At 34.5% G+C, this 26,993-nt stretch carries 31 protein-coding genes, 1 tRNA gene and 1 pseudogene; 18 read left to right on the forward strand and 15 right to left on the reverse strand.

All coding sequences use genetic code 11. The features are described from left to right. Positions 1–58: 58 nt before the first annotated feature. The 10 genes from ACJAZK_RS07680 (at position 59) to ACJAZK_RS07725 (ending at position 5,427) form a co-directional block, all read left to right on the forward strand. Positions 59–1,150, forward strand: a complete 1,092-nt coding sequence (locus ACJAZK_RS07680) for a family 10 glycosylhydrolase (RefSeq protein WP_415223412.1) — start codon at positions 59–61, stop codon at positions 1,148–1,150. Beyond that, positions 1,143–1,907: a tryptophan synthase subunit alpha gene (gene trpA, locus ACJAZK_RS07685; RefSeq protein ID WP_415223441.1), complete on the forward strand. Its 765-nt coding sequence runs from the start codon at positions 1,143–1,145 to the stop codon at positions 1,905–1,907. The genes ACJAZK_RS07680 and trpA overlap by 8 nt, the downstream gene beginning before the upstream one ends. 115 nt (positions 1,908–2,022) lie before the next feature. Next, entirely contained in the window at positions 2,023–2,136 is a 114-nt protein-coding gene (locus ACJAZK_RS07690) for a hypothetical protein (protein WP_415223413.1), read from the forward strand. Positions 2,137–2,138: 2 nt separating this feature from the next. After that, positions 2,139–2,354, forward strand: a complete 216-nt coding sequence (locus ACJAZK_RS07695; RefSeq protein ID WP_415223414.1) for a DUF805 domain-containing protein — start codon at positions 2,139–2,141, stop codon at positions 2,352–2,354. Between the two features lie 140 nt (positions 2,355–2,494). Beyond that, complete coding sequence (locus ACJAZK_RS07700) at positions 2,495–2,830, forward strand: hypothetical protein (RefSeq protein ID WP_415223415.1); 336 nt, start codon at positions 2,495–2,497, stop codon at positions 2,828–2,830. A gap of 62 nt (positions 2,831–2,892) precedes the next feature. Further along, positions 2,893–3,036, forward strand: a complete 144-nt coding sequence (locus ACJAZK_RS07705; RefSeq protein ID WP_415223416.1) for a hypothetical protein — start codon at positions 2,893–2,895, stop codon at positions 3,034–3,036. Positions 3,037–3,095: 59 nt separating this feature from the next. Further along, positions 3,096–3,320, forward strand: coding sequence for a hypothetical protein (locus ACJAZK_RS07710; protein ID WP_415223417.1), 225 nt, complete (start codon positions 3,096–3,098; stop codon positions 3,318–3,320). Next, positions 3,310–3,762, forward strand: coding sequence for a tRNA (cytidine(34)-2'-O)-methyltransferase (locus tag ACJAZK_RS07715; protein WP_415223418.1), 453 nt, complete (start codon positions 3,310–3,312; stop codon positions 3,760–3,762). The genes ACJAZK_RS07710 and ACJAZK_RS07715 overlap by 11 nt, the downstream gene beginning before the upstream one ends. Positions 3,763–3,769: 7 nt before the next feature. Further along, positions 3,770–4,681 carry a YitT family protein gene (locus tag ACJAZK_RS07720; RefSeq protein ID WP_415223419.1) on the forward strand — a complete coding sequence of 304 codons (912 nt, stop codon included), beginning with the start codon at positions 3,770–3,772 and terminating at the stop codon, positions 4,679–4,681. A gap of 83 nt (positions 4,682–4,764) precedes the next feature. Then, entirely contained in the window at positions 4,765–5,427 is a 663-nt protein-coding gene (locus ACJAZK_RS07725) for a hypothetical protein (RefSeq protein WP_415223420.1), read from the forward strand. Between the two features lies 1 nt (position 5,428). Here the strand turns inward: ACJAZK_RS07725 and ACJAZK_RS07730 are convergent, their stop codons facing one another. From ACJAZK_RS07730 to ACJAZK_RS07740, 3 genes are all read right to left on the reverse strand, one after another. Then, positions 5,429–5,653, reverse strand: a complete 225-nt coding sequence (locus ACJAZK_RS07730) for a VF530 family DNA-binding protein (RefSeq protein ID WP_415223421.1) — start codon at positions 5,651–5,653, stop codon at positions 5,429–5,431. A gap of 68 nt (positions 5,654–5,721) precedes the next feature. Beyond that, positions 5,722–5,784, reverse strand: coding sequence for a DUF6500 family protein (locus ACJAZK_RS07735; RefSeq protein ID WP_415223442.1), 63 nt, complete (start codon positions 5,782–5,784; stop codon positions 5,722–5,724). Between the two features lie 143 nt (positions 5,785–5,927). Further along, positions 5,928–7,223 carry a DEAD/DEAH box helicase gene (locus tag ACJAZK_RS07740; RefSeq protein ID WP_415223422.1) on the reverse strand — a complete coding sequence of 432 codons (1,296 nt, stop codon included), beginning with the start codon at positions 7,221–7,223 and terminating at the stop codon, positions 5,928–5,930. A gap of 199 nt (positions 7,224–7,422) precedes the next feature. Here ACJAZK_RS07740 and ACJAZK_RS07745 point away from each other — a divergent pair. Continuing rightward, a pseudogene (locus ACJAZK_RS07745) lies at positions 7,423–7,521 on the forward strand (NAD(P)-binding protein); the annotation flags it as partial. 306 nt (positions 7,522–7,827) lie between these two features. Here the strand turns inward: ACJAZK_RS07745 and ACJAZK_RS07750 are convergent. Together ACJAZK_RS07750 and ACJAZK_RS07755 are read right to left on the reverse strand one after the other, a co-directional pair. Further along, positions 7,828–10,857, reverse strand: a complete 3,030-nt coding sequence (locus tag ACJAZK_RS07750; protein ID WP_415223423.1) for a TonB-dependent receptor domain-containing protein — start codon at positions 10,855–10,857, stop codon at positions 7,828–7,830. Positions 10,858–10,927: 70 nt separating this feature from the next. Next, positions 10,928–12,091: a FecR family protein gene (locus ACJAZK_RS07755; protein WP_415223424.1), complete on the reverse strand. Its 1,164-nt coding sequence runs from the start codon at positions 12,089–12,091 to the stop codon at positions 10,928–10,930. 108 nt (positions 12,092–12,199) lie between these two features. Here ACJAZK_RS07755 and ACJAZK_RS07760 point away from each other — a divergent pair, with 108 nt between their 5' ends. After that, positions 12,200–12,739: an RNA polymerase sigma factor gene (locus ACJAZK_RS07760; protein WP_415223425.1), complete on the forward strand. Its 540-nt coding sequence runs from the start codon at positions 12,200–12,202 to the stop codon at positions 12,737–12,739. Between the two features lie 63 nt (positions 12,740–12,802). On the opposite strand, the gene ACJAZK_RS07765 is transcribed toward ACJAZK_RS07760, so the two are convergent. Then, on the reverse strand, positions 12,803–13,603 hold the full coding sequence (locus ACJAZK_RS07765; RefSeq protein WP_415223426.1) for a tryptophan-rich sensory protein: 801 nt from the start codon (positions 13,601–13,603) through the stop codon (positions 12,803–12,805). Positions 13,604–13,764: 161 nt separating this feature from the next. After that, a complete protein-coding gene (locus ACJAZK_RS07770; RefSeq protein ID WP_415223427.1) occupies positions 13,765–14,448 on the reverse strand; it encodes a M15 family metallopeptidase in 684 nt (227 codons plus the stop codon). 187 nt (positions 14,449–14,635) lie between these two features. On the opposite strand from ACJAZK_RS07770, the gene ACJAZK_RS07775 reads away from it, so the two are divergent. From ACJAZK_RS07775 to ACJAZK_RS07800, 6 genes are all read left to right on the forward strand, one after another. Beyond that, a complete protein-coding gene (locus ACJAZK_RS07775; protein WP_415223428.1) occupies positions 14,636–15,235 on the forward strand; it encodes an alpha-ketoglutarate-dependent dioxygenase AlkB family protein in 600 nt (199 codons plus the stop codon). 488 nt (positions 15,236–15,723) lie between these two features. Continuing rightward, complete coding sequence (locus ACJAZK_RS07780) at positions 15,724–16,650, forward strand: alpha/beta hydrolase family protein (protein WP_415223429.1); 927 nt, start codon at positions 15,724–15,726, stop codon at positions 16,648–16,650. Between the two features lie 250 nt (positions 16,651–16,900). Further along, positions 16,901–17,761, forward strand: a complete 861-nt coding sequence (locus tag ACJAZK_RS07785; RefSeq protein ID WP_415223430.1) for an SPFH domain-containing protein — start codon at positions 16,901–16,903, stop codon at positions 17,759–17,761. Positions 17,762–18,026: 265 nt separating this feature from the next. Beyond that, on the forward strand, positions 18,027–18,215 hold the full coding sequence (locus tag ACJAZK_RS07790) for an Arc family DNA binding domain-containing protein (RefSeq protein ID WP_415223431.1): 189 nt from the start codon (positions 18,027–18,029) through the stop codon (positions 18,213–18,215). Positions 18,216–18,276: 61 nt separating this feature from the next. After that, positions 18,277–19,587: a DUF819 domain-containing protein gene (locus ACJAZK_RS07795; RefSeq protein ID WP_415223432.1), complete on the forward strand. Its 1,311-nt coding sequence runs from the start codon at positions 18,277–18,279 to the stop codon at positions 19,585–19,587. Positions 19,588–19,636: 49 nt separating this feature from the next. Then, complete coding sequence (locus ACJAZK_RS07800) at positions 19,637–20,326, forward strand: DUF4369 domain-containing protein (RefSeq protein ID WP_415223433.1); 690 nt, start codon at positions 19,637–19,639, stop codon at positions 20,324–20,326. A 123-nt stretch (positions 20,327–20,449) separates the two neighbouring features. Here the strand turns inward: ACJAZK_RS07800 and ACJAZK_RS07805 are convergent. The 8 genes from ACJAZK_RS07805 to ACJAZK_RS07840 form a co-directional block, all read right to left on the reverse strand. Beyond that, positions 20,450–20,523 (reverse strand) — tRNA-Thr (locus tag ACJAZK_RS07805). Between the two features lie 59 nt (positions 20,524–20,582). Continuing rightward, a complete protein-coding gene (locus tag ACJAZK_RS07810; protein ID WP_415223434.1) occupies positions 20,583–20,852 on the reverse strand; it encodes a hypothetical protein in 270 nt (89 codons plus the stop codon). 31 nt (positions 20,853–20,883) lie between these two features. Continuing rightward, on the reverse strand, positions 20,884–21,855 hold the full coding sequence (locus ACJAZK_RS07815; RefSeq protein WP_415223435.1) for a type I phosphomannose isomerase catalytic subunit: 972 nt from the start codon (positions 21,853–21,855) through the stop codon (positions 20,884–20,886). Then, on the reverse strand, positions 21,852–22,262 hold the full coding sequence (locus tag ACJAZK_RS07820; RefSeq protein ID WP_415223436.1) for a 6-pyruvoyl trahydropterin synthase family protein: 411 nt from the start codon (positions 22,260–22,262) through the stop codon (positions 21,852–21,854). Before ACJAZK_RS07820 ends, ACJAZK_RS07815 begins: the two co-directional genes overlap by 4 nt. After that, the gene (idi, locus tag ACJAZK_RS07825) at positions 22,262–22,786 is read right to left on the reverse strand and encodes an isopentenyl-diphosphate Delta-isomerase (protein WP_415223437.1); all 525 of its coding nucleotides are present in this window, start codon (positions 22,784–22,786) and stop codon (positions 22,262–22,264) included. Before idi ends, ACJAZK_RS07820 begins: the two co-directional genes overlap by 1 nt. 104 nt (positions 22,787–22,890) lie before the next feature. Further along, positions 22,891–24,858 (reverse strand): OmpA family protein, encoded by a 1,968-nt coding sequence (locus tag ACJAZK_RS07830; protein WP_415223438.1) that lies wholly within the window; start codon positions 24,856–24,858, stop codon positions 22,891–22,893. A gap of 10 nt (positions 24,859–24,868) precedes the next feature. Continuing rightward, positions 24,869–25,804: a type IX secretion system membrane protein PorP/SprF gene (locus ACJAZK_RS07835; protein WP_415223439.1), complete on the reverse strand. Its 936-nt coding sequence runs from the start codon at positions 25,802–25,804 to the stop codon at positions 24,869–24,871. A 33-nt stretch (positions 25,805–25,837) separates the two neighbouring features. Further along, positions 25,838–26,993: gliding motility-associated C-terminal domain-containing protein (locus ACJAZK_RS07840; RefSeq protein WP_415223440.1), on the reverse strand; the 1,156-nt coding region annotated here is incomplete at its 5' end.

The raw sequence follows: 26,993 nt of genomic DNA on the forward strand, positions 1-26,993 counted from the left end.
ACGAGAATGATTAATAGCGAACAGCATGTGACCATTGAAAAACAATACATATAAACACATGAAAAAAGCACTCTTATTTTTAACAGTTATATGTTTCCTGTCTTGCAAAGAAACAATAATTGAGAAAGACTTAGTGGTAAAAACTAACGAGGACAAATTTGTATTTGCTTCATGGGCTCATGAAGGAGGTACTTTTAATGCGTCTAAATGGGAAACCAAATTAGCCAGCTACGATTCACTTGGCATTACGGAACTTTTGATTGGAGGAAGCCCAGAATTTTATAAGCAATTGATTCCTTTAGCTTCAGAAAAAAATATAAAAATTCATGCTTGGATGTGGACACTAAATCGTCCCAATGACACTATTGCGAATAAACATCCTGAATGGTATGCTGTAAATAGAGCCGGAAAAAATTCATTAGAATATAGAGCCTATGTAGATTATTACCAGTGGTTAAGTCCGTTTCATCCAGAAGCTCGAGAACATGTAAAAAATAACGTACGTAAACTCGCTAAAGTTGAAGGTTTGGCATCAATTCATTTGGATTATGTGCGCTATGTTGATGTCATATTAGGCAAAGATTTGCAGCCAAAATATAACTTAGTACAATCAACCGAGATGCCTGAATATGATTATGGCTACCATCCAATTGCTCGAGAAGGATTTAAAACTATTTTCGGAAAAGACCCTCAAGATTTTGATCATCCAGAGCTAAGTACGGAATGGCGCCAATATCGATTAAATGCTGTAAGTTCTTTAGTCAATGAACTTGTAGAAATTGCTCACGATAGCAATCAAAAAATAACTGCTGCTGTGTTTCCATTTCCTGAAATGTCAAGACAAATGGTTAGACAAGCTTGGGATGATTGGAATTTAGATGCTGCCTATCCAATGGTCTACAATAATTTTTATAGAGAAAATGTAAATTGGATTGGTTTTGCAATTGAACAAGGTGTTAACGATGTAAACTTTCCCTTATATGCTGGTTTGTATAGTCCCGCCTTAGCTGATCCAAAAGATTTAGAAAAAGCGATTAGACTGGCAAAAGAAAAAGGAGCTCAAGGAGTTTCCATTTTCACCGCAGATAATTTAAGTAAGGAACAAAAAGCTGTATTTATTAAACTGAAAGAAGAATTTAATGATGAATAGAATAAACAAAAAACTAAAAGAAGACAAAAAGCTCTTATCAATATACTTCTCCGCAGGCTATCCTCGTCTAGAGGATACAAAAGTAATTATTGAAAACTTGGAAAAAAACGGAGTCGATATGATAGAAATAGGATTACCCTTTAGTGATCCCCTAGCAGATGGTCCAACTATACAAGCAAGTTCTACTCAGGCTTTAAAAAACGGTATGTCTAGCGAAATTCTTTTCAACCAATTAAAAGATATTCGTAAAACCGTTTCTATACCGTTAATTATTATGGGTTACTTTAATCCCATACTGCAGTATGGTGTTGAAGCCTTTTGTCAGAAATGTCAAGAAACGGGTATCGACGGACTCATCATTCCAGATTTACCAGTAGATGTTTATAATGAGCAATACAAAGCCATCTTTCAGAAATATGGTTTGATTAATGTGTTTTTAATCACACCACAAACCTCAATAGAGCGTATTAACTTTATTGATTCCATTTCCGAAGGATTTATATACATGGTAAGTAGTGCAAGTGTTACAGGAAGCAACTCTGGCTTTGGAGATGAACAAACATCCTATTTTAACCGTATTGCAGATATGAATCTCAAAAACTCGCAAATTGTTGGGTTCGGGATTTCTAATAATGAAACGTTTACTCAAGCCACTAAACACGCAAAAGGCGCCATTATTGGAAGTGCTTTTATAAAACACCTATCAACTCACGGTGTCGATAAAATTAAAATGTTTACCAGCTCTATACTGAATTAAATTTTATAGTTGGTGTTAACTAACTAAGAAATGAAATTTAAAGGAGTGGTATTTAAAAGTCGTAAGAGATAATTATGTAAATTTTACTGGAAGATCTAGACGCCAAGAATATTGGATGTTTGTATTATTCAACCTCATTTTTGTTATTGCAATTGGGATTATATCTGGCGTATTAGCCAGTTTACTTGATGCTCCTATAGTTATGGGACTATACATGATTATGTCCTAGGTGTGTTTATCCGAAGCTTAGCGGTCTCAGTAAGACACTTACATGATGTTGGTAAAAGTGGGTGGTTCTATCTCATCAAACTAATTACATTGATAGGAAGTACCTGGCTCATAATTCTATTTGTTACTGAGGGTGATACGGGTTCAAATGCACACGGTCCTGATCCCAAATCGAGAGATAATGAGGCCATTAATACAATTGGAACAACAACGATTTAATAACTTCAACTTCAAATATAATTTAACCTACTCCCATAAGAGTAGGCTTTTTTATGATTAAATTAAACCATCTATATCAAAATAAACTACAGCTCAAAAAAATGTATTAGTCTTTATAAGTAACGAGATATTGGTCCTGTTTGATAAATCGTTTCGTCACAACAGATAGTAAATTTGACTATGGTAATCAAGGTTCTGACTTAAAGAGCTTGTTGGGTTATGATAACATTGATGATATGGTTAGCACAGAAGCACAATATTATATTTTCGATTTTATAAATACCTTAGTATTGTACCTTACCTTAGACGTATCTCCTTTTTTTCAAAAGTCTTATATTTTCGGCAAATTTAAAGGGATTATTGAAGATCTCCCTATGGCAAATACGATTATAAAACTTCTGTTCTATTTTATGATTTCAAGGGTATCATTTTATGATAGTTTAACACAATATAGTGGATATTTAACTGGCTCTTAAGAGTGTTTCGATTTGCTTTTATGATATTGAGCTAAATTAAAACACAGTAGTAAATTATGGGCATGATAAAAGATAGAAAGAAATTTAAAACAACAATAAAACAAAAAAACCCAACAAACCCAACAGGATATACCAAAGAAGACACTAATAATTTCAACCGCGATAAGAAAACAATAAAACAGCAACAAAATAAAACGACGAGCTAATTTAAAATTAGACTTGAAACTTGAAGCCTATTCATTACTTTTGAATAAGATTTTTGTTTATGGAACAACTTGATGATTATAGAATTACCGTTCTACTTTGTTTGACCATAGGTCTAGTACCATTTTTTCCCGAGCCTCATATTTGGGGAAAATTAAAATGGATTGCAGGAGGCGCTAATAGTATGGGAATTCAAGATTGGTTTGACGTGTTATTACATGGGTTTTCATGGATACTATTAATGCGATTAATTTTAATAAAAATCACACGAAAACATGGCGCTTAATATTGTTTTATTTGAACCCGAAATCCCAAATAATACTGGTAATATAGGTAGACTTGCCTTAGCATCTGGTTCTAAATTGCATCTTGTAAAACCCTTTGGTTTTGAATTAAGTGATAGCCGTTTAAAACGTGCTGGTTTAGATTATTGGCAACATTTAGATGTCGTGATCTACGATTCTATTGCCGCCTTTTTTAGTGACAATAAAGAAGCTCAGTTTGCTTTCTTTTCTAGTCATGGAGAACAACCTCATTGGGATATTAAATTTGAGAAAAATCTGTTTCTTATCTTCGGAAAAGAATCCGCTGGCTTGCCTAAATCTATAATTGAAAATCATAAAGAACACCTTTACAAAATCCCATTATACAGTGAACACATTAGAAGTCTAAATCTAGCGAATGCTGTAGCTATTGTTATATATGAAGGACTGAGACAACTACAATAATCAAGATATGTTAACAAAACGCATTAAATTTTATCAGCTCTTTTCAGAATATTTCCAGATTGCTCTCGGGATTATTCTCGCAAGTATAGGCCTCAAGGCGTTTTTATTACCTAATGGATTTTTAGATGGAGGCGTCACAGGTATTGCTATTTTATTGAATTCACAATTTGATATTAACGTGTCATTACTCCTTGTTGTCTTTAGTATTCCTTTTTTAATTTTAGGGTATCATACAGTTTCCAAACGCATTGTAATAAAATCTATTTTAAGTATCTTAGGGTTAGCTCTTTTTATACACTTTGAAAATTTTCGAACTATTACAGAAGATAAATTACTAATCTCCATTTTTGGAGGACTTTTTGTTGGAGCCGGCATTGGGATTGCCATACGAAATGGATCAGTTTTAGATGGCTCAGAAATATTAGGCATATTTATTAACGATAGATTCGGAGTTAGCATAGGTAAAGTTATTTTAGTTTTTAATGTGATCTTATTTAGTGTTACTGCCTTTGTGATTTCTACAGAAATTGCGATGTACTCCATCCTTACCTATATCATTACTGCGAAAGTGACGGACTTGATTATTGAAGGATTTGAAGATTTTATTGGTGTTACTATTGTGTCAAAAGACTACGAAAAAATAAAGACTGCAATTATTACAGAACTTGGCGCTGGAATAACCGTTTACAAAGGACGTATAGGCTTTGGAAGTACGGGCGAAATTGAAGATTTTGATATTATTCACACCATTATTAATCGTATTGATATCAAGAAAATGTATCGCGTTATTTCTAATATTGATGACAATGCTTTTATCGTAGAATTTGATGTCAACAATGTTAAAGGAGGCGTTTTAAGACACTACCTTAACAGGAAAAAAAACAAAAAACTAATAACGCATCCGTTGAAAAATTCTTAAGTGTTTAGGATACGATTTCGAGTAAAAACGTCTCGTTAGCGTCAAAAATAACAGGAATTATTAATACTTTATATTTAAAAACTATGAAATACCATATTATAATAAATAGTGTAACCACTGTTGATATCTTACAAAATGCATGGACGACTGAAGATTACATTCAATTATTAAATGCTTTTGGACTGGAGGACACTGGAAGTTCAAATCCTTCGGAATTATTAGAGCTCCTTTTTATGGCTATTTCAGATTTTGAACCCAATGAAGCTGCAGCGTTAATTTTAGATTATAAACTAAGTGATCATTTAAATGAGAATCAAATTGAACAAATGTCTCACGATATGTTATTGGATAAAATTTCCGAAGAATATGCAGATATATCCCTACATCATCAACTTTTTAATATTAATCAATTACTTCATAAAGCTTATAATGGAACGTTTCCCAGTGCAAAAGCAACTCTTATAGAATTTGAAATAAGCCCCAATAAGGAGCTATCCAAAGAGCTGATTTTAAAACTATTAGATAAGACCTTAGCTAGTAATAATGTTATAAAACGCTTATTCTCAAATCAATTAGCGGGTAAAGAATCTTTTGAGGAAGCCGAGGATATTATTTGGGATTTAAAAACCACTGGTATGTCATCTTACATTTTGACGACATCTGAATATTGGATGAGTAGAGATGAATTTAAAGACGCCGAGTTTGATGCGACTGCTCAAGAATTTGAAGAGGACAACGAGGATTAATTTACCGTTTATTTTTAAGCATCTTTAAGTACATATATTCAACTTTTGTTCGCGCCCAAGGTGTTCGCCTTAAAAACTTGAGACTTGATTTTATAGATGGTCTATCATTAAAACATTTAATATTAATGATTGTACCCATATATTCCCAACCGTAATGCGCTTCTAAATCGGTTACGATTTGCTCTAATTTAATTCCGTGTAGCGGATTGTTTTTTTGAGTTTCCATTACAATTGCTCTACCATTTCTTTGATTTTTACTGCGCTCTCAAAATGATTTAATTGGTGTATTTTAATTCACCGAGTAGCGACTTCCACCAATAATTTTGGAGTATCATTTTTGTTCTTAAAAAAAAGCATATAATGAGAGTCCTACATTAGCCCCTTTTTGAGTAATTTTTTTATCACAAACGTCAATAATCTTTTACTTTAAAAGTGTTGTCATTCTCTAATTTTAGAGGTGTTTTGTTGCGAGACGAAACCCATGATAACACATCTAATAGTTAGTTACGTCGTCTAGAGTTACTACTTCGACCAGAACTACTACTTCGATTAGAACTACTTCTGCTACCTCCAGAGTTTCTAGAACTAGAATTTCGGCTTTGGTTTCTATTCCCGCCTCCTTGTCTACCTTGGCCTTGTTTAATGGGCTCAGTAGATGCATTTGGATCTGGTTCAAAACCTTCAAGTATTTCAACTTCGATTTTCTCTCCAATCAACTTTTCAATATCACGCAAAAATGTCGTTTCATCTGCACTTACTAATGAGATTGCTTTCCCGTTAGCTCCTGCTCTACCAGTTCTACCGATTCTATGCACGTAATCTTCAGAAATATTAGGCAACTCAAAATTAACAACATGTGGCAACAATGGAATATCCAAACCACGAGCTGCAATATCTGTAGCAACCAATACTTTCACACTTCCATTTTTAAAACCAGCAAGAGCTTTTGTTCGAGCACCCTGACTTTTATTACCATGAATTGCTGCCGCACTGATTCCTGAAGAAATAAGTTTCTTTGTTAACTTATTCGCACCATGTTTCGTTCTATTAAAGACAAGCACTTGTTTCCACTTTCCTTCGGAAATGAGCTTAATTAGCAAATCAGGCTTTTTTGCTTTAGCAACACGATATACTTTTTGAGAAATAGCTTCTACAGTCGTATTTTCTGGAGTTGCCTCTACCTGTACAGGGTTATTTAAAATTCCTTTGGCAAGCTTTTTAATGTCTTTTGAAAAGGTTGCAGAGAACATTAAATTTTGACGTTTTACAGGCATGGCATTCATGACGCGCTCTATATCTCTTAGAAACCCCATATCTAGCATACGATCTGCTTCATCTAATATAAAAACCTCAACACGTTTTAAAGATAGTAGATTTTGATTATGTAAATCTAATAAGCGGCCTGGCGTTGCGACCAATATATCAACACCTCGACGAATCGCAGCTGCTTGTGGCTTTTGATTAACGCCACCAAAAATCACAGTACTTCTAATATCTAAAAACTCACTATAATCTCTAACACTCTCATGTACTTGAGCTGCAAGCTCACGCGTTGGTGTTAAAATTAATGCACGTATTGGTCTAAATTTTTCCTTTGGATTCTCAGATAAATAATGTAATAATGGCAAGGTAAAACCTGCGGTTTTCCCTGTCCCTGTTTGTGCTGAAGCCAATACGTCTCGCCCTTCCATTACTGGAGGAATTGCTTTTTCTTGAATTGGACTTGGAGTTGTGTATCCTTTTTTGCTAATAGCTTTAAGTAAAGGCTCAGATAGGCCTAAAGATTTAAATGACATAAATATGTTTTGGTCAAATTAGTGTTTAAATGACCTACTGTGTGTTAAGCGTCATTTTTTGTTGTTCGCAAAGGTAATACTAATAAATTTGGTAAGTAGATTAAAGTTTGGCTTCTCGTGAAAATTAGCCAACTTTGAAAACATATGGCTTTTCATTCTCATAACAGCTGATCTCTTAACATGTCCTTATAAATAAAAAATAGAATACGATTATATTATAGTAGGAAGTGGCTTTGGAGGCTCGGTTAGCGCCTTAAGATTATCAAAAAAAGGATATAAAGTTTTAGTTGGTGAGAAACGATACTTAATAAAACTACTTCTGTTTCTTAAACTCAAAAACTTAACAAAAGAATTCGTAGTTCAACTTACAGCGTATCAGTATAATTTCTAAATACTAAAATTTCTGCAGCGACAAAAGTAGTATAAGCAATCGCATATCTTGATTAAAATCTAGAATTCGAAGTTGTACATATTTCCGAAAAAACTATAACACAAAAAATGAGCCTGTACACGAAGTACAAAGCCCATTTAAACTCAAATATAATACAAAAAACACCAAAGGAAAGTTTAAAAATAAGCCTACCCTTTAGCTAGCAAATTCATTTTAAAAATTGAACGTTAATCTACTAAAGATACGTGTACCATCGATACCAAACTGTGTTGTTTGCCATGGGTATTTGAATCTTCCAACAAAATCAAGATTACGATCACTAGGTACGCCACCTGTAGACGAATAAGCATCTGCAAATGTGTCTGGATATATATTAAAAAGATTGTTTGCTCCTATCGTGAAATTAAGCTTATCTGTAAATTCATAAGAGAAACTTAAATCTGTAAGTGTCTTTCCTCCATAAGTTGCGTCATTAACAGGATCTGATGGATGTCTATACGTTACTTTTCCATAGTTTAAAAACGAAAGATTGGTGGAGAAACGTTCTAAAGCATAGTTTACTGTAGCGACGATCTTTTGTCTAGGTCTCCATGTTTCAACACGTGAGATATCTTCTCTTGAAAACAAAGCATCTCCCAAGTCATTTTGATCAATAAAATCAGGAAAGTTTAATTCACTCACCTCCGTCATATTAAAGTTAGCTGCAACACTACCTCCTAAGACACCCCTACCAAGCTTTATATTATCGTATGTAAATACGATATCTATCCCTTGTGTACGTGTATTGATTGCATTTAAGAAAAAACCTGCAGCACCAACATTCACGCTACTCAAAGTTTGATCAATGGGATTACTAGGATCTCCTGTAGGTGTGACCTGTCCAGACAATACGATGCGATTATCTACATCAATTTGATACGCATCAATAGTGATTCCCATATGTTTGTTAATACGGTAGGTCGCACCTAAACCGATATTAAAAGCGGTCTCAGCATCAAGTTTAGGGATCCCTAAAGCGCGTAATGCAGGATCAGAATTATTTAAAATTCCGTTTTGCTGAATCCCGTTTTCTGTAAGTGTCGTAGTGACTGCGGTATAAAATAACTGGTGTAGAGATGGTGCTCTAAACCCACTACTCAATGACCCTCTGATACTTAATTTATTATCTAAAAGCTTATATCGAGAGCTTAACTTCCAGCTTACTTGAGTTCCAAAATCGCTATAATCCTCAAAACGAAGGGCGCCACCTATTAAGAAATTTTCTGTAAGATCTGCTGTGACATCGGCATAAATACCTAAATTACTTCGGTAGTCATCTGAAGCATTTTCTGGTTTAAAACCACCAAAAGATTCAGAGCCCGTTCGATCTGTAGGATCGTCAGGAGTACCATCTGCATAAGAGGCAACCTCACCTGCTTCGGTCACAAAACGCTCAGTTCTGTGCTCAGCACCAAAGGCTACAGTTAATGCGTTGATTCCTGCATCTTCAAATGTACGTACCACATCTAGATTATTTACGACGTGGCTAAACTGATGCGCACCATTGTAAAAGTCTGATGGGCTAGAAGCTCCATATGATTGGTTGAATGAATTAGTGATGTAATAATCGATTCGGTTTTTACCCATTGTAGAACTCAAGTCGAAGTTCCATTCGTTATAAACAGTTTTTAATCCTAATGAAAACGTATTATCAACAATTTGTGGAGACATTTCTGCTAAGAAAAATTCTTGTCCTGGATAAATTTGCTCAAAACCGGAGACCCAATATGGCACTCGTGCAAACTGTGGAGCAGAACCACTACGATTGGTAAGAGTACCAAAAGAGTATATTTCAGTTTGTGATTCTTCATCAAGCGTATATCCCATATTATACGAAAAGTTAGTAATCTTCATATCGGGTAAACCAACTTGAAATCCTGCACTTGGATTTCGGTCTAAAAATCCTTCTAAATCGGTAGTATTAAAATCACTTGTATCTGTAACACCCCAATAATCTGCCTCATCCTGCACACTACTAACTGTACCTGCTCGTTGCGACCTTTTTTGGTCAAAATAATTAAATGTAAAATTAGCATAACCTTTTTCAGTAATATCCATACCAAAACCTGCTTCAAGCTGATATTGCTCACCATCACCTTCTGTAGTGGTGCTAAAACTCGTATTTATAAAAGGATCTGATTTTTTCTTGAGTACAAGATTAATAACACCTGCGATAGCGTCAGAACCATACTGCGCTGCGGCACCATCTCTCAATACCTCAACACGCTCTAAAGCGGCTGTTGGCACAGATTTCATATCAACACCGACTTCTCCTCGTCCTGGAGTCACATAACTATACACTAAAGCACTCGCGTTTTTACGTTTTCCGTTGACAAGAACCAAAGTTCTAGAAGGTAATAAACCTCTTAAATCTGCTGGACTAAAATGTGCTGCTGCATCAGATATAGGCTGTTGTGTTGAGTTGTATGAAGGCACTTTAAACATTAACTGCTGATCAAGCACGCCTCGGCCTGTTAGAGCTAAATCTGCAGTACTTAAGTTATCAACTGGCACAGGAGAGTCCATCGCTGTTCTAGGCTTACCTCTACTCCCAACTACCACTACAGCATCAAGCTGTCCTGCATCTTCTTGTAGCTGTATGGTAACCTCAGATTTTCCTGTCACATCAACTTCTGTGCTTTTAAAACCTATGTAAGACACAACAAGAATAGTACTTCCCTCTGGAACATCAATAGTAAATTCTCCATCGAAATTAGTTTGCGCTCCTACAGTAGTTCCTTTTACCAAAATATTTGCACCTGGAAGTGGTACGCCAGCAATATCTGTAACAGTACCTTTAAGCACTTGTTGCATTGCCACATTTGCAGGCTTCATTACTGCTTTTGGAGTGAGCACTACTTGTTTTTCATTAATAGTATAGTCTAAAGGTAGTTTTGCAGAGATCTTTTTGAGCACCTGCTCTAAAGTTTCCTTTTTTGCAACGATACTAAGGTTCATTTGATCCTGAACCTCGTTTACGTTGTAGAAAAAACTATACCCAGTTTGTTCTTTGATTTCATCAAGAACTAACTTTAAAGATGTGTTCTTCATGTCGAGCTGAATCTCGTTTTGCGAAAACACATTATTTGCTGAAACCTGCATAGCTAGAAGCAGTAAAAAGGCAAAACTCAACCGCATCTTAAAACTGATGGAATTTGAGCTTCCCTTAAAGGGATCAAATAACTGTTTAATTAAATTTTTCATGATTTTTTGGTTTTTGTTAGACATTAATAATTAGTTAAAAAGCAAGATTTTGCGCCGAACACGTCCTGCTTTATTTATTGGTAATCGTGATTATTTTATTGTTTATACTATAATTAAATGGCGTACTTATAGCCATCGTTTGAAGAACCTCTTCTACAGATTCGTTTTTGAATGCTCCCCTAAACATCTCATTATCTAAATTTTTGGCTTTATTGATAATCGTAATATCATCCCTGCGCTCTAGCCTTCTTAAGATTTCTTTAAATCTTAAATTGTTTATGATTAATTTGCCTTCCATCCATGCTGTATAAATTGTAACCTCTACAATCTCTTTAGTCATACTTTTTAACTGAATATTGTAGCGCAATTGTTCGTTAGGTACTAAAACAGTTTTTATTTCTGGAACCAAATCCCTACAAACTGATACAGATCCCTCTACTAGCGTTGTGGCAACAGCATCGTTTGCCTCGTAAGCAGAGACATTAAATTTTGTTCCCAAAACTTTTACATCGAGTTCCCCTGCGTTTACTATAAATGGAAGTGTTTTATCTTTAGCTATTTCAAAAAAAGCTTCTCCAACTAAGAATACAGAACGTGTTTTTTTAGATGATATGAATTGCTGCGGAAATTTAAAGTACGTCCCTGAATTTAACCAAACTAGAGAACCATCAGAAAGTTCAAGTTTGAGTTTTTTACCATTAGGAATGGTAATCTCATTATAAACTAATTCCGTAACGGAAGAACTCGACTTTTCAAATCGGAGTGTGGCGTCTTTCTTGCTAGCCACCAAATTACCTTGAGCATCTGTAATACCGACTTCTTCGTCTTCGTCGAGAATTTGAATTGTTCCGTCCGCTAACTTGATTACAATTGCGTCAACGTCCTGAGAAGACTCTGCAGTAGCAATTAAATTCTCGGTTTTTACTCCTGAATCCAAAATTAAGGCTCTGCTCATGAAGCCCAAAGCACCGATACCTATAAAAACAGCAGCATATCTATAAATTATATTTAGTCTGCGTACTTTAAAAGCGGAACGCTTTTGAGAGATGCTATGGTTAAAACGCTCTAAAGCGACTTTGATATCAAAATCAAATTCAGACCGTGCGTCGCAGGCTATGATTTCTTTTTCAAATAGATTCCTATTTTCGTCAGACTGCTGAACCCAGCTTTTTAAAAGCGCTTGTTCGTCAGGAGAAATCGATTCTTCTAGATATTTTTTAATCAGGTTTTTCATTTCAATAATTCGTAAAGTTCTGCACGCTTCTCTGACAAATAGATGCATACTTTTCAAAAAACCCCTACTTATTTATCATTTATTAATAATTTAATTATACATTGACCAATGATCAATGAGTCAAAACTTCTTGAACGCCTAAGTAAAAACGACGCTTCCGCCTACAAATTATTATTTGACACCTATTATATCTGGCTCTGTAATTATGTTTGTAGTTTATGTAATGATCCCGAACTTGCGGAAGATCTTGCGCAAGAAACCATGATAAAATTTTGGGAAAAGCGTAAAAAAATTATCGTAAAAACATCTTTAAAAAATTATCTCTTTAGAATCTGTCACAATGAGTTTTTACAACACATTCGTAAAAAAAAGATTAAAGTAGACTTTTTAGACCAAGTTCGTTGGGATGTTTTGACAGCAGTTTATGAAGAAGAAAAAACACCCGAATCTAACCGAATCGAAATTCTAAATAAGCTTATTGACCAACTACCTCCAAAATGTAAAGAGGTTTTCATCCTTAACAAACTGGAGCGTAGAAAATATAAAGAGATTGCTAATGATTTAGGGATTTCAATAAAGACAGTAGAAAATCATATGTCTAAAGCTCTCAGCTTTTTAAGAGAACACGCTACATCTTTTATGCTTTAAAATTAATTGATTATCTCAGAATATATAAAATCATAAGTACAATTTACAGTCTGCTTTTATACATTACTCTCCCTTCTTAAGTTCAAAAAACTTTACAAAAGGATTCGTATCCTTATTTTTAGCAGTATGAAAACCACTGCTTACAACTAAAATCCCTGCCGCAGTAAAAGCTGTATATGCAATCGTAGTTTGAATATCTTGATTTGCTACTCCAATCGCAATTAAAGCCCAGGCACCTACGAGTGCAAATTCACGCATGTTACGTTTCCAAGTAATTATAAGGTTTAGTAGTGTAGCGATAACTATCATAATGAGGCTCCAAGTTATTGGAGAAATCCCAAAACCATCCCAACCTATTTTTACTAAATAAGCCGAGACGTTTGCAATACTCGCCACAGTGACCCAACCACTGTAAATGACAAATGGCCACCATAAAAATACTATAATAGATATTGGCGCATCCCATAATTCCATGCGATTATTCCACACTATTTTAAGCAATGAGTACAAGAGTAAAAAAATAAAAAAGCATGATAAGCCTGTATATCCATAAACCCAACTCACGACCCAACAACTATTTGCGATACATGATAATATAAACCACCAACCTACCCGAATCACAAAATCATCATCCCGAACTTTAACAAACAAACTTCTACCTTGATAGATACCAAAACCTAAAAGTAGAAGATATATAATTCCCCAAATAGAAAACGCATAACCTGCAGGCGTGAATAATGTTCGTAATCCGCCTGAAATTTCGCCAATCGTGGTATCATTCATCAAACCCGTATTGGATAGATAATTCATGAAAATGGTGGCTATTAAAGCAACTCCATTACTTATTTGTAGTGTTTTTTTCATATTTATTTTTTACAGAAATGGAACTCTTTTTATAATTTTTATAAAAACGAGAAACCATAGGTTATTACTGAATTTAATGTGCTCATAATTTAACCCGACAAATAGCGCTTTACTTGTTATACGATTTATTATTTCTGCGCAAGAATAAACGCTCATCTCACCTACTCCACCTCAAAATCAAAAAACGTTTCTGGAAATGGTTCCCAGCGTAAAGTAAAATGCCACCACTCTTTAGGATAATTTATAAAGTTATATTTCAGCATTATATTTTGTAATAATTGTCTGTTAGCTAATTGTATTTTTGTAAGGTCTGGATAATCTACCCACGATTCTTTTCCGAAGAAATCATACGGACTACCCATATCTATTGGTTCGTTGGTATTTCCATCAATAATAGTGAGATCTAATGTGCTCCCACGACTATGACCAGAACGTGACGCAATATAACCATCTCTAAACAGATGACGCTTGTTAACCTTTGGATAAAATTCTCGTTTTAGTAATGTATCATTTAAGTCATTTGCCCATCGTGAAAAATGGTTCACAGCTTGCTGAGGACGATAGCCATCATAAACCATCAAACATAAATTTTGATCTTGTAAATCATTTTGAACTTTTTTTAAAGCCTCTGCAGATTGCTTTGTCAGTATCAATCTATTGGCTTTATAACCCGTAATAGTATCACCTACAAAATTATGTGTCGAAAAATAGCGTAACTGCACATTCAAGTCTGGAATAATGTCCTTCACATAAACAAATCCCTCTGGTAGCCTTTTTTGCTCTTGCAGAGAAAATACAAAGGTAATAATTACACTTACCAGCAGTAATATTTTGTGAATCTTCATGATATAGCTAAATTAGTGGCTGGTTGAAAACATAACAACATTAAATTTATTTCTTTTTGATGCCCTTTCAATTTATTTTTAATCACCTGACGCTAAGCTATCGACTTATGAAAAAGCATCAAAAACAAATTAAATTATAAAAAGAGTCTGTTTAGCATCAGACACTAAATTAGATAAAAATTAAGTGATGGACTTATTTTCCGCAGAAAAAAGGCATTTTAATCTACCAAATGCCGAATTACTTTATATCGAAAACTTTTATAATGCGACAAACGCAGAGTACTATTTTAAGATTCTGAAAAAGACTGTAAACTGGCAACAAGATGACATTACCCTCTTCGGCAAAACATACAAGCAGCCAAGGCTCACTTCATTGTATGCTAATAATAGTCAGCCTTACAGCTACTCAAATATTACAATGCAACCTACTATTTTCACTTCGGAATTGCAGCAGATTAAATCAGACATCGAACAAGAGGTTGAGCATCAATTCACGTCTGTTTTACTCAATTTGTATCGCAATGGAAACGATAGTAATGGATGGCATGCGGACAATGAGAAAGCGTTAGGAAAAAATCCTGTAATTGCCTCGCTAAGTTTTGGCGAAACAAGACCATTTCATTTTAAACATCGTCACATAAAAGACGAACGACACAAAATAAATCTCAATCATGGGAGTTTATTATTGATGCGTGGAGAAATGCAGCACTATTGGCTACATCAAATTGCTAAGACAAAAAAGACCATTGGAGAGCGCATCAACCTCACCTTTAGAACGATACTATAATTATAACATAATATGAACTGAATGAATCGAAATGTCGAGATCGTCAAATTATTACAGAATAGTAGATACGAAAAAACCAAGGTCCCTCAACCTTGGTTCTCCTTAATTTGCTTTTTATATGTGGTAGATTTAGGGTCTCTAAGTCATAACACATGCAAATATTAATTAATTAATCCATTGAACTAAAACAAAATTCTAGTACACTTCAAATATATAACTCTCTTTCGATGTACAAGTTAAAATACACTATTAATCGATGAAATACACTTAATTTTAACATATTAAGATGAAATAGTCTGTTTTATCGATTAAATACATGTTCCAAATTTAAATTTTAAAGAAATTAAGATACTAAAAACTCTAAAAATCTATTTTAAATTTAATTAACTTTGATATATTTATGGTGTAGCTGAACAAAAAAAGAATTATGAAATGAGCATGTTACGTACAAAGAGCATGTCACCGTTAAGAAATTAGAAATACAACACATGAATTATTATTTAAACATTTTATTAATTTGTTTCAGTTTCACTACAAACAGTCAAGAACTGAGTTATAGCACCCAAGATATTGCCATCAACAATCTCATCGATGGCACACTGTTAACTCCAAATGATGGAGACAAACCTAGGCTCGCCGTTATTATTGCTGATTCTGGACCCACAGATAGAGATGGAAACCAGAATTTTTTAAGAAACAACTCTCTTAAAAAGCTTGCTGAAGCTTTAACTAATATAGGTATTGCAACTTTTAGATATGATAAACGTATTGTAAAACAAATTAGAAAAAATAATGTAGATCCTAATATTAAGTTTGATGACTTTGTGACTGATGCTATTTCTGTAGTTGATTATTTTAAAAAAGACAAAACGTACTCTAGTATTTATGTGATTGGACATAGTCAAGGCAGTTTAATTGGTATGCTTGCTTCAAAAGACAGAGCAGATGGATTTATCTCACTTGGGGGTTCAGGACAATCTATAGATGAAGTCATCACAGAACAAATTGGCGCTATGGATCCCTCGCTTATTGATGCCACAAAAAAAGCGTTTGAAAGCTTAAAAGCTGGAAAAACAACAACAGACTATCCTCCTCCACTTGCTCCTGTATTTAGAGCAGATGTGCAACCCTTTATTATGAATTGGATGCAGTATAATCCGCAAAAGGTTATTAAGTCTTTAGATATTCCTATTCTTATTATAAATGGAACAAACGATCTTCAAGTTTCTGTTGATGAAGCACAATTACTTAAAGTTGCTTCAAAAGATTCTGAAATTAATATCATTGAGAAAATGAACCATGTTCTTTTCATAATTGAAGGGGATCAATTAGTCAATTCAAAAAGCTACAATGAGTCGTCTCGTAAAATTTCGGAAGAACTCATTTCTATAATCTCTAGTTTTATCCTGAAATAGTGGTAACAACGACCTATTCAAATAAAAAACGCATCTCAAAAAGAGATGCGTTTTTATTAACTAACCAACCAAATGTAAATGTTACTCCGTTATGCGAGGTAATCACTCCTCTTCTAAGATCATCATAATCAATTACACTATATGTAAAGCAAATGGCGTGCCAAACTTCATTTGTGTCATATAAATATTTGATGTATATTTGATATCAAAATAATATCATATTGAATTATTTAACTAAAATATAAAACCAATGAAAGAAGAAAAAATTATCGTTCCAGCAAATGGATACCTTATGCTCTTTGTAGTTCTTATTTTATTCTTCGGAAGCATTGTTGTAATGATCTATTTAAAAAATCCAATTTTTCTCCTATCGGTACTCTTTGCTATCTTTATAACTCCTGGATTTATAATGGTACAACCTAATGCGTCTCGCGTACTGCTTCTCTTTGGTAAATATATTGGCACAGTAAAACTAAACGGTTTCTATTGGGTAAATCCATTTTATACAAAAAAGAAAATCTCGCTACGTGCCAGGAACTTTGATAGTGAGCGTTTAAAAGTAAATGACAAGCTTGGCAATCCTATTATGATCAGTACGATTTTAGTTTGGCGAGTTCAAGACACCTATAAAGCGGCATTTGATGTAGACGTTTATGAAAACTTTGTTAGAGTTCAAACGGATGCTGCTGTACGTAAGCTGGCGAGTATGTATCCTTATGACAATTTTGCAGATGAAGGAGTTGATGAAGACATCACATTACGATCTAGTGTTAATGAAGTAAGTACTGCCCTAGAAAAAGAAATTGATGAACGTCTATCTATTGCAGGTATTGAAGTACTCGAAGCTCGTATTGGATATCTTGCTTATGCTCAAGAAATAGCAAACGCCATGTTGAAACGCCAACAAGCTACTGCAATAGTTGCTGCAAGACACAAAATTGTAGAAGGTGCTGTAAGCATGGTAGAAATGGCAATTGAAGCACTTGAAAAAAAGCAAATTATTGAATTAGATGGAGATCGTAAAGCTGCCATGGTTAGCAATTTAATGGTGATTCTTTGTGGAGATAAAGAGGCATCACCAGTGTTGAATACTGGTACTTTAAATCATTAAAATAAACATAAAACAACCTATAGTATTGCCATGGATGTCGCACTAGGCACAAGTATTGGAACGACTGTTGGAGCGGTCATTGCTGATGCTGCCATGGGAATTGTTTATGGTTCTGGAATAGGAACTATAATAGGCATCATACTAGAATAAGCATCATACTAGCTCTAGTGATTTTTAGAGATGATGAATCCAAGAACGAATAGTTCTGAAATATGAAAAGCAACAGAACGAGTTTCTGAAATTGAAACCTTTGTAAAGAAATAAAATGGCCAAGAAAAAAGCATTTGCCTTGCGTATCAATGAAGATATGCTCAAAGCAATCGAGAAGTGGGCTTCTAATGAGTTTAGAAGTACTAACGGACAGATAGAATGGATGCTCATGCAATATCTCAAAGAACAGAAAAGGCAACCAATGCCGAAAAAACCTAATAATAACGACGAAAGCGACTCTTGATTGAATCGCTTTTTTTATGCAGTTTAATTTTGGTATTTTGCAACACAATTAATATATCAATATGGACACGACACCTCTTTTTACAAATGACACCATTGTTTTTGGTCTCTTAATGCTCGCATTAGGTTTTGTATTTTTTACAGAATCTATCAAAACAGGATTTTGGTCAAAATTCTATAAAATAGTTCCCGGACTTTTTATGGCGTATATGGTTCCAGCGATACTAACAACGGTGGGCTTAATCTCTCCAGAATGGACATCCGTCTCAGAGGCTGGCATAGAAACCGAAGGCAGTTCCAGTTTATATTACGTCGCAAGTCGATACCTATTGCCGGCAGCTTTGGTTTTAATGACTTTAAGTATTGATTTGCGAGCAGTATTCAATTTAGGTTGGAAAGCGCTCGTTATGTTTTTCACAGGGACCATAGGTATTGTCATAGGCGGACCAATTGCCATATTAATAATTGCCTATTTTTCCCCAACCACTGTTGGAGGTATTGGACCAGATGCAGTATGGAGAGGTCTATCAACACTAGCAGGAAGCTGGATTGGTGGTGGCGCAAACCAAACAGCTATGCTTGAAATTTATGAATATAACCAAGCAAAATATGGCGCTATGGTATTTGTTGATATCGTTGTCGCAAATATATGGATGGCTATTATTTTAATAGGTATTGGAAAACGTGACCGTATCAATAAATGGTTAAAAGCAGATACATCATCTATTGAAGAGTTAAAAGAAAAGGTATCTACTTTTTCTGAAAAAGTAAAACGAAACCCGTCACTTACAGACATAATGATTATTGGCGCTATTGCATTTGGTGCTGTTGGCACAGCACATTTATGTGCTGGATATTTAGCACCCTTTTTTGATCAGCTCGTTGCTGGCATAGAATCACCAACAACACGCAATATATTTACATTCTTAGGCTCTTCTTTCTTCTGGATGATTAGCATTTCTACATTAATTGCCATTTTACTTTCGTTCACAAAAGCTAAAAATTACGAAGGCGCAGGTGCCAGTAAATTTGGAAGTGTATTTATCTATATTTTAGTTGCTTCCATTGGTATGAAAATGGACTTAACCTTAATTTTTGATAATATGGGACTAATAGCAATTGGTGTTATCTGGATGACTATCCATGCTCTCATGCTTATTGGTGTTGCAAAACTAATCAAAGCACCCTATTTTTTCCTAGCTGTAGGGAGTCAGGCTAATGTCGGCGGGGCAGCTTCTGCCCCTATAGTAGCCTCAGCATTTCATCCCTCTTTGGCTACTGTTGGCGTATTACTTGCTGTCTTTGGCTATGCTATTGGTACTATTGCTGCCATAGGTTGTACAATTTTAATGGAATTAGCAGCTGTGAGTTAGTATTTCAAAGATTTTTATAAGATATTTACGCACATTAAAAACTCACAAAATGAAGCAAATTATTGTCCTATTAATAACTCTTTTATTTTTTTCCTGCGGAAATGAACCAACTCAAGATTTCACACTTAAAGGTTATGTCAAAGGCCTAAAAAAAGGAACCGTATACCTCCAGCGACAGAATGATACGCTTATGGAAACCATCGATTCATTAGAAATCAATGGGAGTCCAAACTTTGAATTACATGCTGCACTCTCAGAACCTGAAATGCTGTTCTTAAAATTAGATAAAAACGATAATGATGAAGGAACAGTCGTGTTTTTTGCAGATATAGGGATTACTGAAATTAATTCGACATTAAAAAACTTTAATTACGACGCTACTGTAAAAGGTTCTAAACAACATGAAACATTAGAAGAGTACTTGCTTATGATGTCAAAATTTAGCGATAAGAATTTAGAACTTATTCAAGAAAGCTTAGAAGCGAGTAAAGCTAACGATACTACTGTTTCATTTGAAGACAATTATAACAAACTTATTAAACGTAAATATTTATACACAATTAACTTTGCTGTAAATCATCCAGATAGCGAAGTCTCTCCTTATTTAGCTATAAGTGAAGTCCCGAATACAAGTGTAAAGTTTTTAGAAGAAATTTATAATGCTTTAAGTGACAACGTCCAAGCATCAAAATACGGCGTACAACTTAAAGACATGATTGAAGAACGCAAAGCAGAATAATTTTATTCTTTTATTCTTAAAGACAGACAAAAAACTCTAAACTTCACGTTTAGGATTTTTATTTATTACCACTATAAAACAAAAAAGTCTCCATCATAAAGATCAAGACTTTTAAATAAATAGAGCCGATGGAGGGACTCGAACCCACGACCTGCTGATTACAAATCAGCTGCTCTAGCCAGCTGAGCTACATCGGCTTTTAAGCGTTGACAAATATAATATTGCTATTGTAATTCCCAAACACTCTTTGAATAAATTAAGCTAATTTATTCAATTTCTCGATTAGCGTTCTTCCTTGTGTTTCAAGATCGCTATTAATCGCTTTAAAATGTGCCTTTTTATTTTCTGCACTTCTATCATTTACTCTTGCAATTAACCCATCAAAAGTCTCAATTGCTTCGTCAATAATAGCTTCACTTTTCTTAGTGTCTTTATCTGTGTTTGTATATTCCCAAACATAAACTGCTTCAATAATATCACCTAAAACAAAATTTATGTCTTTTTTAAGGTCTCTAATATTTGCCATAATCTTAATCTTATATTAATTTGCGACAAAACTAAACATAAACTTCTAAAAGTCTCGCATTAGGGGAAGTTATTTTATACGTTTCTATAGTTGCTGGAAGTAATACTGTTTCTCCTTTTTTGATTAACTCTGTCCCTGTTTCGGTTTCAATCATTGCTTCGCCTTCAACACACATATAAATAAAGAACGAATCTTTAGTGTTTTGTTTTAAAATAGGCTTTGTAATGTGTAAAAAATTAGTCGTAAAATATGGGCAGCTTACCATACCATTTGATGTGTTTTCTTCTTTTTGATATTGTACTCTAAAGTTGTCTGGCATATTAAAATCAAAGGCATCAATAGCTAAATCATTATGCAACTCTCTCTCGTTGCCCTCATCATCAACGCGATCCCAATCATAAACTCTATAAGTAATATCACTTGTTTGCTGTATTTCGGCAAGCATAACCCCTGCTCCAATAGCATGCAATCGACCAACTTCTATAAAATAAGTATCTCCTGATTTAATCTTATCAAAATTAAGAATTTTGGTAAGCGTTTTATCCTCGAGATGTCTCAGATACTTTTCTGGTGTCATTTCCTGATTGAACCCAACTATCAAATTAGCATCATCATCAGCTTGCATTACGTACCACATTTCTGTCTTTCCGAAGGAATCATGGCGCTCAGCTGCTAACTCATCATTTGGATGTAATTGAATAGACAAGTCTTTTTTAGCATCAATAAATTTTATAAGTAAAGGAAATTTATTTCCAAAGATATTATAATTTTTTTTCCCTATTAAATCTGATTTATAGCTCTCTAAGAGTTCTTTAAGTGATTGGTTTTTTAAGTTTCCATTAGCAACAATAGAGGTATCTCCTTTCACATCACTTATCTCCCAACTCTCACCAATATTTGATAAGTTAGACCTTTTATTAAGTAAGGCTTTCAACTTCTGCCCTCCCCAAATTTTATCTTTTAATATCGGTTCAAACTTTAGTGGATAGAGCATTTCTTTCATTCTCCAGAATAACTTACAAAATTTCGAGGTGTTTCATAAAGTGTCACTTCCATATCCAAATCTGCATTTAATTTAGATTTAAGTTTGTCATAAATGACGACCACAATATTCTCTGCTGTTGGATTAAGATCCTTAAAATCTGGAACATCAACATTAAGGTTTTTATGATCAAAAGCATCTTCAACTTCCGATTTGATAAGGTCCTTTAATATTTTTACGTCCATGACGTATCCCGTTTCTGGATCTATTTCTCCTGTTACACTTACGATAAGGTCGTAATTATGACCATGATAGTTTGGATTATTACATTTCCCGAAAATTTCATCGTTTTTCTCAAAACTCCAATCTTTGCGATATAGGCGATGTGCTGAATTAAAATGTGCTTTTCTACTTACGGTAACTCTCATTATTTCGTGATGTTTATATGTTCATAAAACTTATCAAAAATGATTTTAAACCATTCTGTATAGAGTTCTGGATTTAATTCTATGTCGATTTTAACAGCTTCTAAAGTCATCCATTTCCATGCTTCAACTTCCTCTGGATTAATGGTTGGCTCGCTATTAAAATGCCCTACCATGACATGGTCAAATTCGTGTTCTGTTAAGCCATTATCAAAGGGCGCTTTATAAATGAATGATATGGTCTCTTTTAAATCAACGGCGAAACCCATTTCTTCCATTAATCGACGTTTTCCTGCCTGCAAATTACTTTCACCAACTCTTTGATGACTGCAGCATGTATTGGTCCACAATAGTGGTGAATGGTATTTGTGTTTAGCCCGTTGCTGTACCATCAATTCATTTTTATCATTAAATATAAATATAGAAAATGCACGATGCAATACCGCCTTCTCGTGAGCTTCTAATTTAGGCATAGTACCTATTTGCTCATCTTTATCGTTAACTAAAATTACTTGTTCTTCAATCATATTTTGTAAAAATAACAACTATATTTCATAAAACCATCACGAATAGAAAAAGCTGCCTTAAGAAAGGCAGCTTTTAACTATTATTTAAGATAAATTATCACCTATTATTTAGGACACTTCTTCCCATTAAGGCTTGTAATTATAAATTCACTACGTCTGTTAAGTTGGTGTTCTGCTTCACTACAAGCAGAATCATTTGTTGGTTCACAACCACAATCATTCACTAATCGTGACTCTCCATAACCTTTAGCTGTCAAACGAACTGCTGTAATACCATTATCAATTAAATATTGACGCGTTGATTTTGCTCTATTCTCAGATAAGCGTTCATTATAGGCAGCTGTTGCTCTACAATCTGTATGACTACGAATATCAATTGTCATTGTTGGATATTTATTTAACACTGCCAATACTTTTTGTAATTCTAACTCCGCATCTCTTCTTATATTGAATTTATCGAAATCAAAGTATATGATTGGGATATCTAAAATCTTAGCTAAATCTGCACAAGGCTCTAGTTCTATTTCGTCTTTAACTAACACCGACTTCAACTCCAGTTTTTGTCGTTTCTTAGGTGTTGTAAATCGTTGTTCTACCGTAGCATAAGTATCTGCTTCAATTCTTATGAGGTACTCTTTTTCACACGCTAACTTTTCAAACGTATAGACTCCATCTGCACCAACTATTTGTTGGTTAAGCGCATTACTATCGGCATCCAACAGGGTGACCTTAGCTCCTACAATTGGGGTTTCTGTTTCTCGGTCTCTCACAACACCTTCTACAGTTTGCTCACATTCTGGCACTGTAAAACTATAAATATCATCATCTCCTTTTCCTCCATCTCTATTTGATGTAAAAAAGCCTTCTTTGGTACCTAAATTCTCATAGTAACCAAAATCGTCCATAGGACTGTTAATTGGTCGTCCAATATTCTCTAATGCCATTGGCTGCTTTAGTTCTCTTTTATTTTCAAAATCTCTAACGACAAAAACATCTAGTCCTCCTAATCCATTAAATCCATTAGATGAGAAATACAAGTCTCCCTCCGAATTGATAAAAGGGAACGTCTCTTGACCTTCTGTGTTTACTGATGGCCCTAAATTTATTGGATCTCCTAATGAGCCATCTTCTTTGATGTCTACTTCAAAAATATCTGACATTCCTAAAGTACCTAACATGTCTGATGCAAAATACATTTTAGTTCCTTGAACATTAATTGTTGGGTGTGCGGTACTATAAGCATCACTATTAAAATGAATAGATTCAACGTCATCCCAGTGGTTATTATCATTTAATGTTGCTTTAAAAATTTTCAACCGATTTGTACCATCTTCATCCTTTTTATATTTTTTATTGAAATAGTTATTTCGTGTAAAATACATCACTTTATCGTCTGGTGTAAATGCTACAGTAGATTCATGGTATTTTGTATTTATATTTGAATCTAAATTCTCAACATTTCCATACGTACCATTCTCTTGTTTTTCTGCGGAAAATAAATCTAAAAAGGGTTGCTCGTTCCATCCGTAGTTCTTTCCGCCTCCACGTGAGGATGCAAAAATTAATTGGTTTTGGTATTGCGTGGTTCCAAAATCGGAAACATCAGTATTCAGGTCTAAGTTATTAACTTCAAAGGCTCTACTCACTTCATCAATCATCGCTAGGTAATCTACCGTTGAACTAAATGCGCGGCCTCGTAAATCACTACGATCTGAATCTGCGAATTTTTTCATCCATTTATCAGACTCCGTATAATTTTCTACAGATTTCAATGCTTGTGCATATCTAAAGTAGTATTCAGAATCAATATTTTCGTTTATTGTCATTAGTTTGCCATACCACTTAGCGGCCTCTTCCATTTGATTGTTGAAGTAAAATGAGTTGGCCAATTTCTGAAGTAAATCAACGGAGGTATATCCTTTCTCTGCAACTTCCAATAGGATCTCACTGGTCTTTAAATACGCTAGATTATCATACTCTTTTGTTGCTTGTCGTATTTTTCCTTTTTGTGCATAACCTGATGAGAAAACTAAACTTAACGCCAGGATATATATAATTTTATGTGTTTTCATAATCTTTTTTTTAGAAGAATCTTGGTGATAATATTCTACCTACTTTTTGTAACTCAAAGCGTAACATGATTTCATGTGAACCGCTGTTATAGTTGTTTAGATTTGTTGTGGTCGCGTCATATGAATAACCAATATACAATCCATCTGTCACTTGAAATCCGGCTAGTCCACTTACGGAATCATCCCATCGCCACGCCACTCCTAGCGTAAACTTATCATTGAATAAAAAGTTTGCTGATACATCTGCTATAATTGGTGCACCTGCTACGGCTTTCACCAATGCCGCAGGTTTAAACTTCGTTTTCGCACTTAAGTCAAACACGTAACCTGCTATCAGATAGTAGTTCATACGTTCTTTTGCAATAGACACTTGATTATCATCAAAATGTTCTGTCCTTAAAAAATTAGGAGCAGACAAACCTACATACCATTTGCGGTTATGAAGATATAAACCAGCTCCTATAGTTGGAGAAAAAACACTTAGATTATCTGCGAAAGTTGGATCACCGAGTTGTTGAATCACACCTTCACTCCAATCTGAGGTTAAGCTATGTAAACCTGCTTTTAATCCAAATGATAATTTTGTTTTGTTATCACTAACCGGAATTGTATAGGAAAAATTAGCGTCAATATAATATTCATTTACAGGACCTAATGCGTCATTAACAATAGATAAACCTAAGCCGATTCTGTCATTTCTAAGTGGTGCATGAATACCTAATGTTTGGGTTTGTGGCGCTCCATCTATTCCCACCCATTGTGTACGATGTAATCCTGTGACACTTAGTACCTCTCGTTGACCAGCATAGGCTGGATTTACACTCATGGTATTATACATGTACTGCGTATACTGCGGGTCTTGCTGCGCAAAACTACTTGTATTAACAGTTAATGCTGCAAACACTAACAGTATTAATCCTTTTAACAATGATGTTTTCTGTATCATTTTAATATCGTTTTTAATCTTGCCTTATTAATACTATCTGTTTATGTATAACCAACCTACTCGAGGCTCTGAACCATTCCCTAAGTCTATAACATAGTAATATGTACCTACTGGTAATTTATCACCTTCACCTAAGACTGCTCGTCCGTTTGAAGTACCGTCAAAGTCATTTCTATATCCTTTAGTTTCATAAACTATATTACCCCATCTATTATAAATCTCTATTGAGTTATCAGGATAATTCTCAATACAATCTATTACAAATACATCATTTACGCCGTCACCATTAGGAGAGAACTCATTATAGATTGTTAAACATATTGGGTCCACACCAGCTGAATCAGTATTGTTATCCTCATTTTGATCATCTCCACCTACAAAGTCTGAAATAGAAGCAGTATTTAGATAGTCACCAAATCCTAAAACTTCTACAGTGATTGCTAAAACTTGAACTTGTCCTGGATTTAATTGACCAACAACCCATTCTCCCGTAGACTCGAAATAAGTATCTGGATTTGTACCCGTTGTAGCAGCATAAGAAACAAATGTATATCCACTCGGTATAAAATCTTCAACAGTGACTTCTGTAGCAGTAACAAAACCTTCGTTTGAAACTGTTATTGTAAATGTTACGTTATCTCCAATTAATGGTTGAGTTATGTCCACTTCTTTAGTCACTGATAATTCAAAAACTGTCTCTGTAAATGTATCTGTTGAATCATCCTCAGTATTGCCATCTGTATCGTCACCATCGTCACTGATATCGGTAACTGTATCACCTTCTGGATCATCTCCAATTACGACTACACTATTACTAACACCTCCAACATCTACATCATCTTGCGTAATTATATAAGTAGCTATATATGTCGCTATTTCACCTGCTAATAAAGTTCCTTCTATACTACCTTGATCTGCACTATCATATGTTGGACCGGTTGTTAAGGTTAACACATTTCCGTCTATATCAGTAAATACGTCCGTTATAATCACATTATTTAAAGTAACATTCCCTGTGTTTTGTATTGTAATAGAATAATTAATTACGTCATCTACACCAATTACACCATCTCCATTATCTGTGATTGTGGCACTCTTCTCTGCTAGGATACTTGGGTCTTTTGAAATCAACGTATCTGTTGGGTCATCTGGATCTCCATCATTATCTGGATCGACATTATCTGGATCA

This window comes from Psychroserpens sp. (genome assembly GCF_047633235.1).
Classification (GTDB): domain Bacteria; phylum Bacteroidota; class Bacteroidia; order Flavobacteriales; family Flavobacteriaceae; genus Psychroserpens.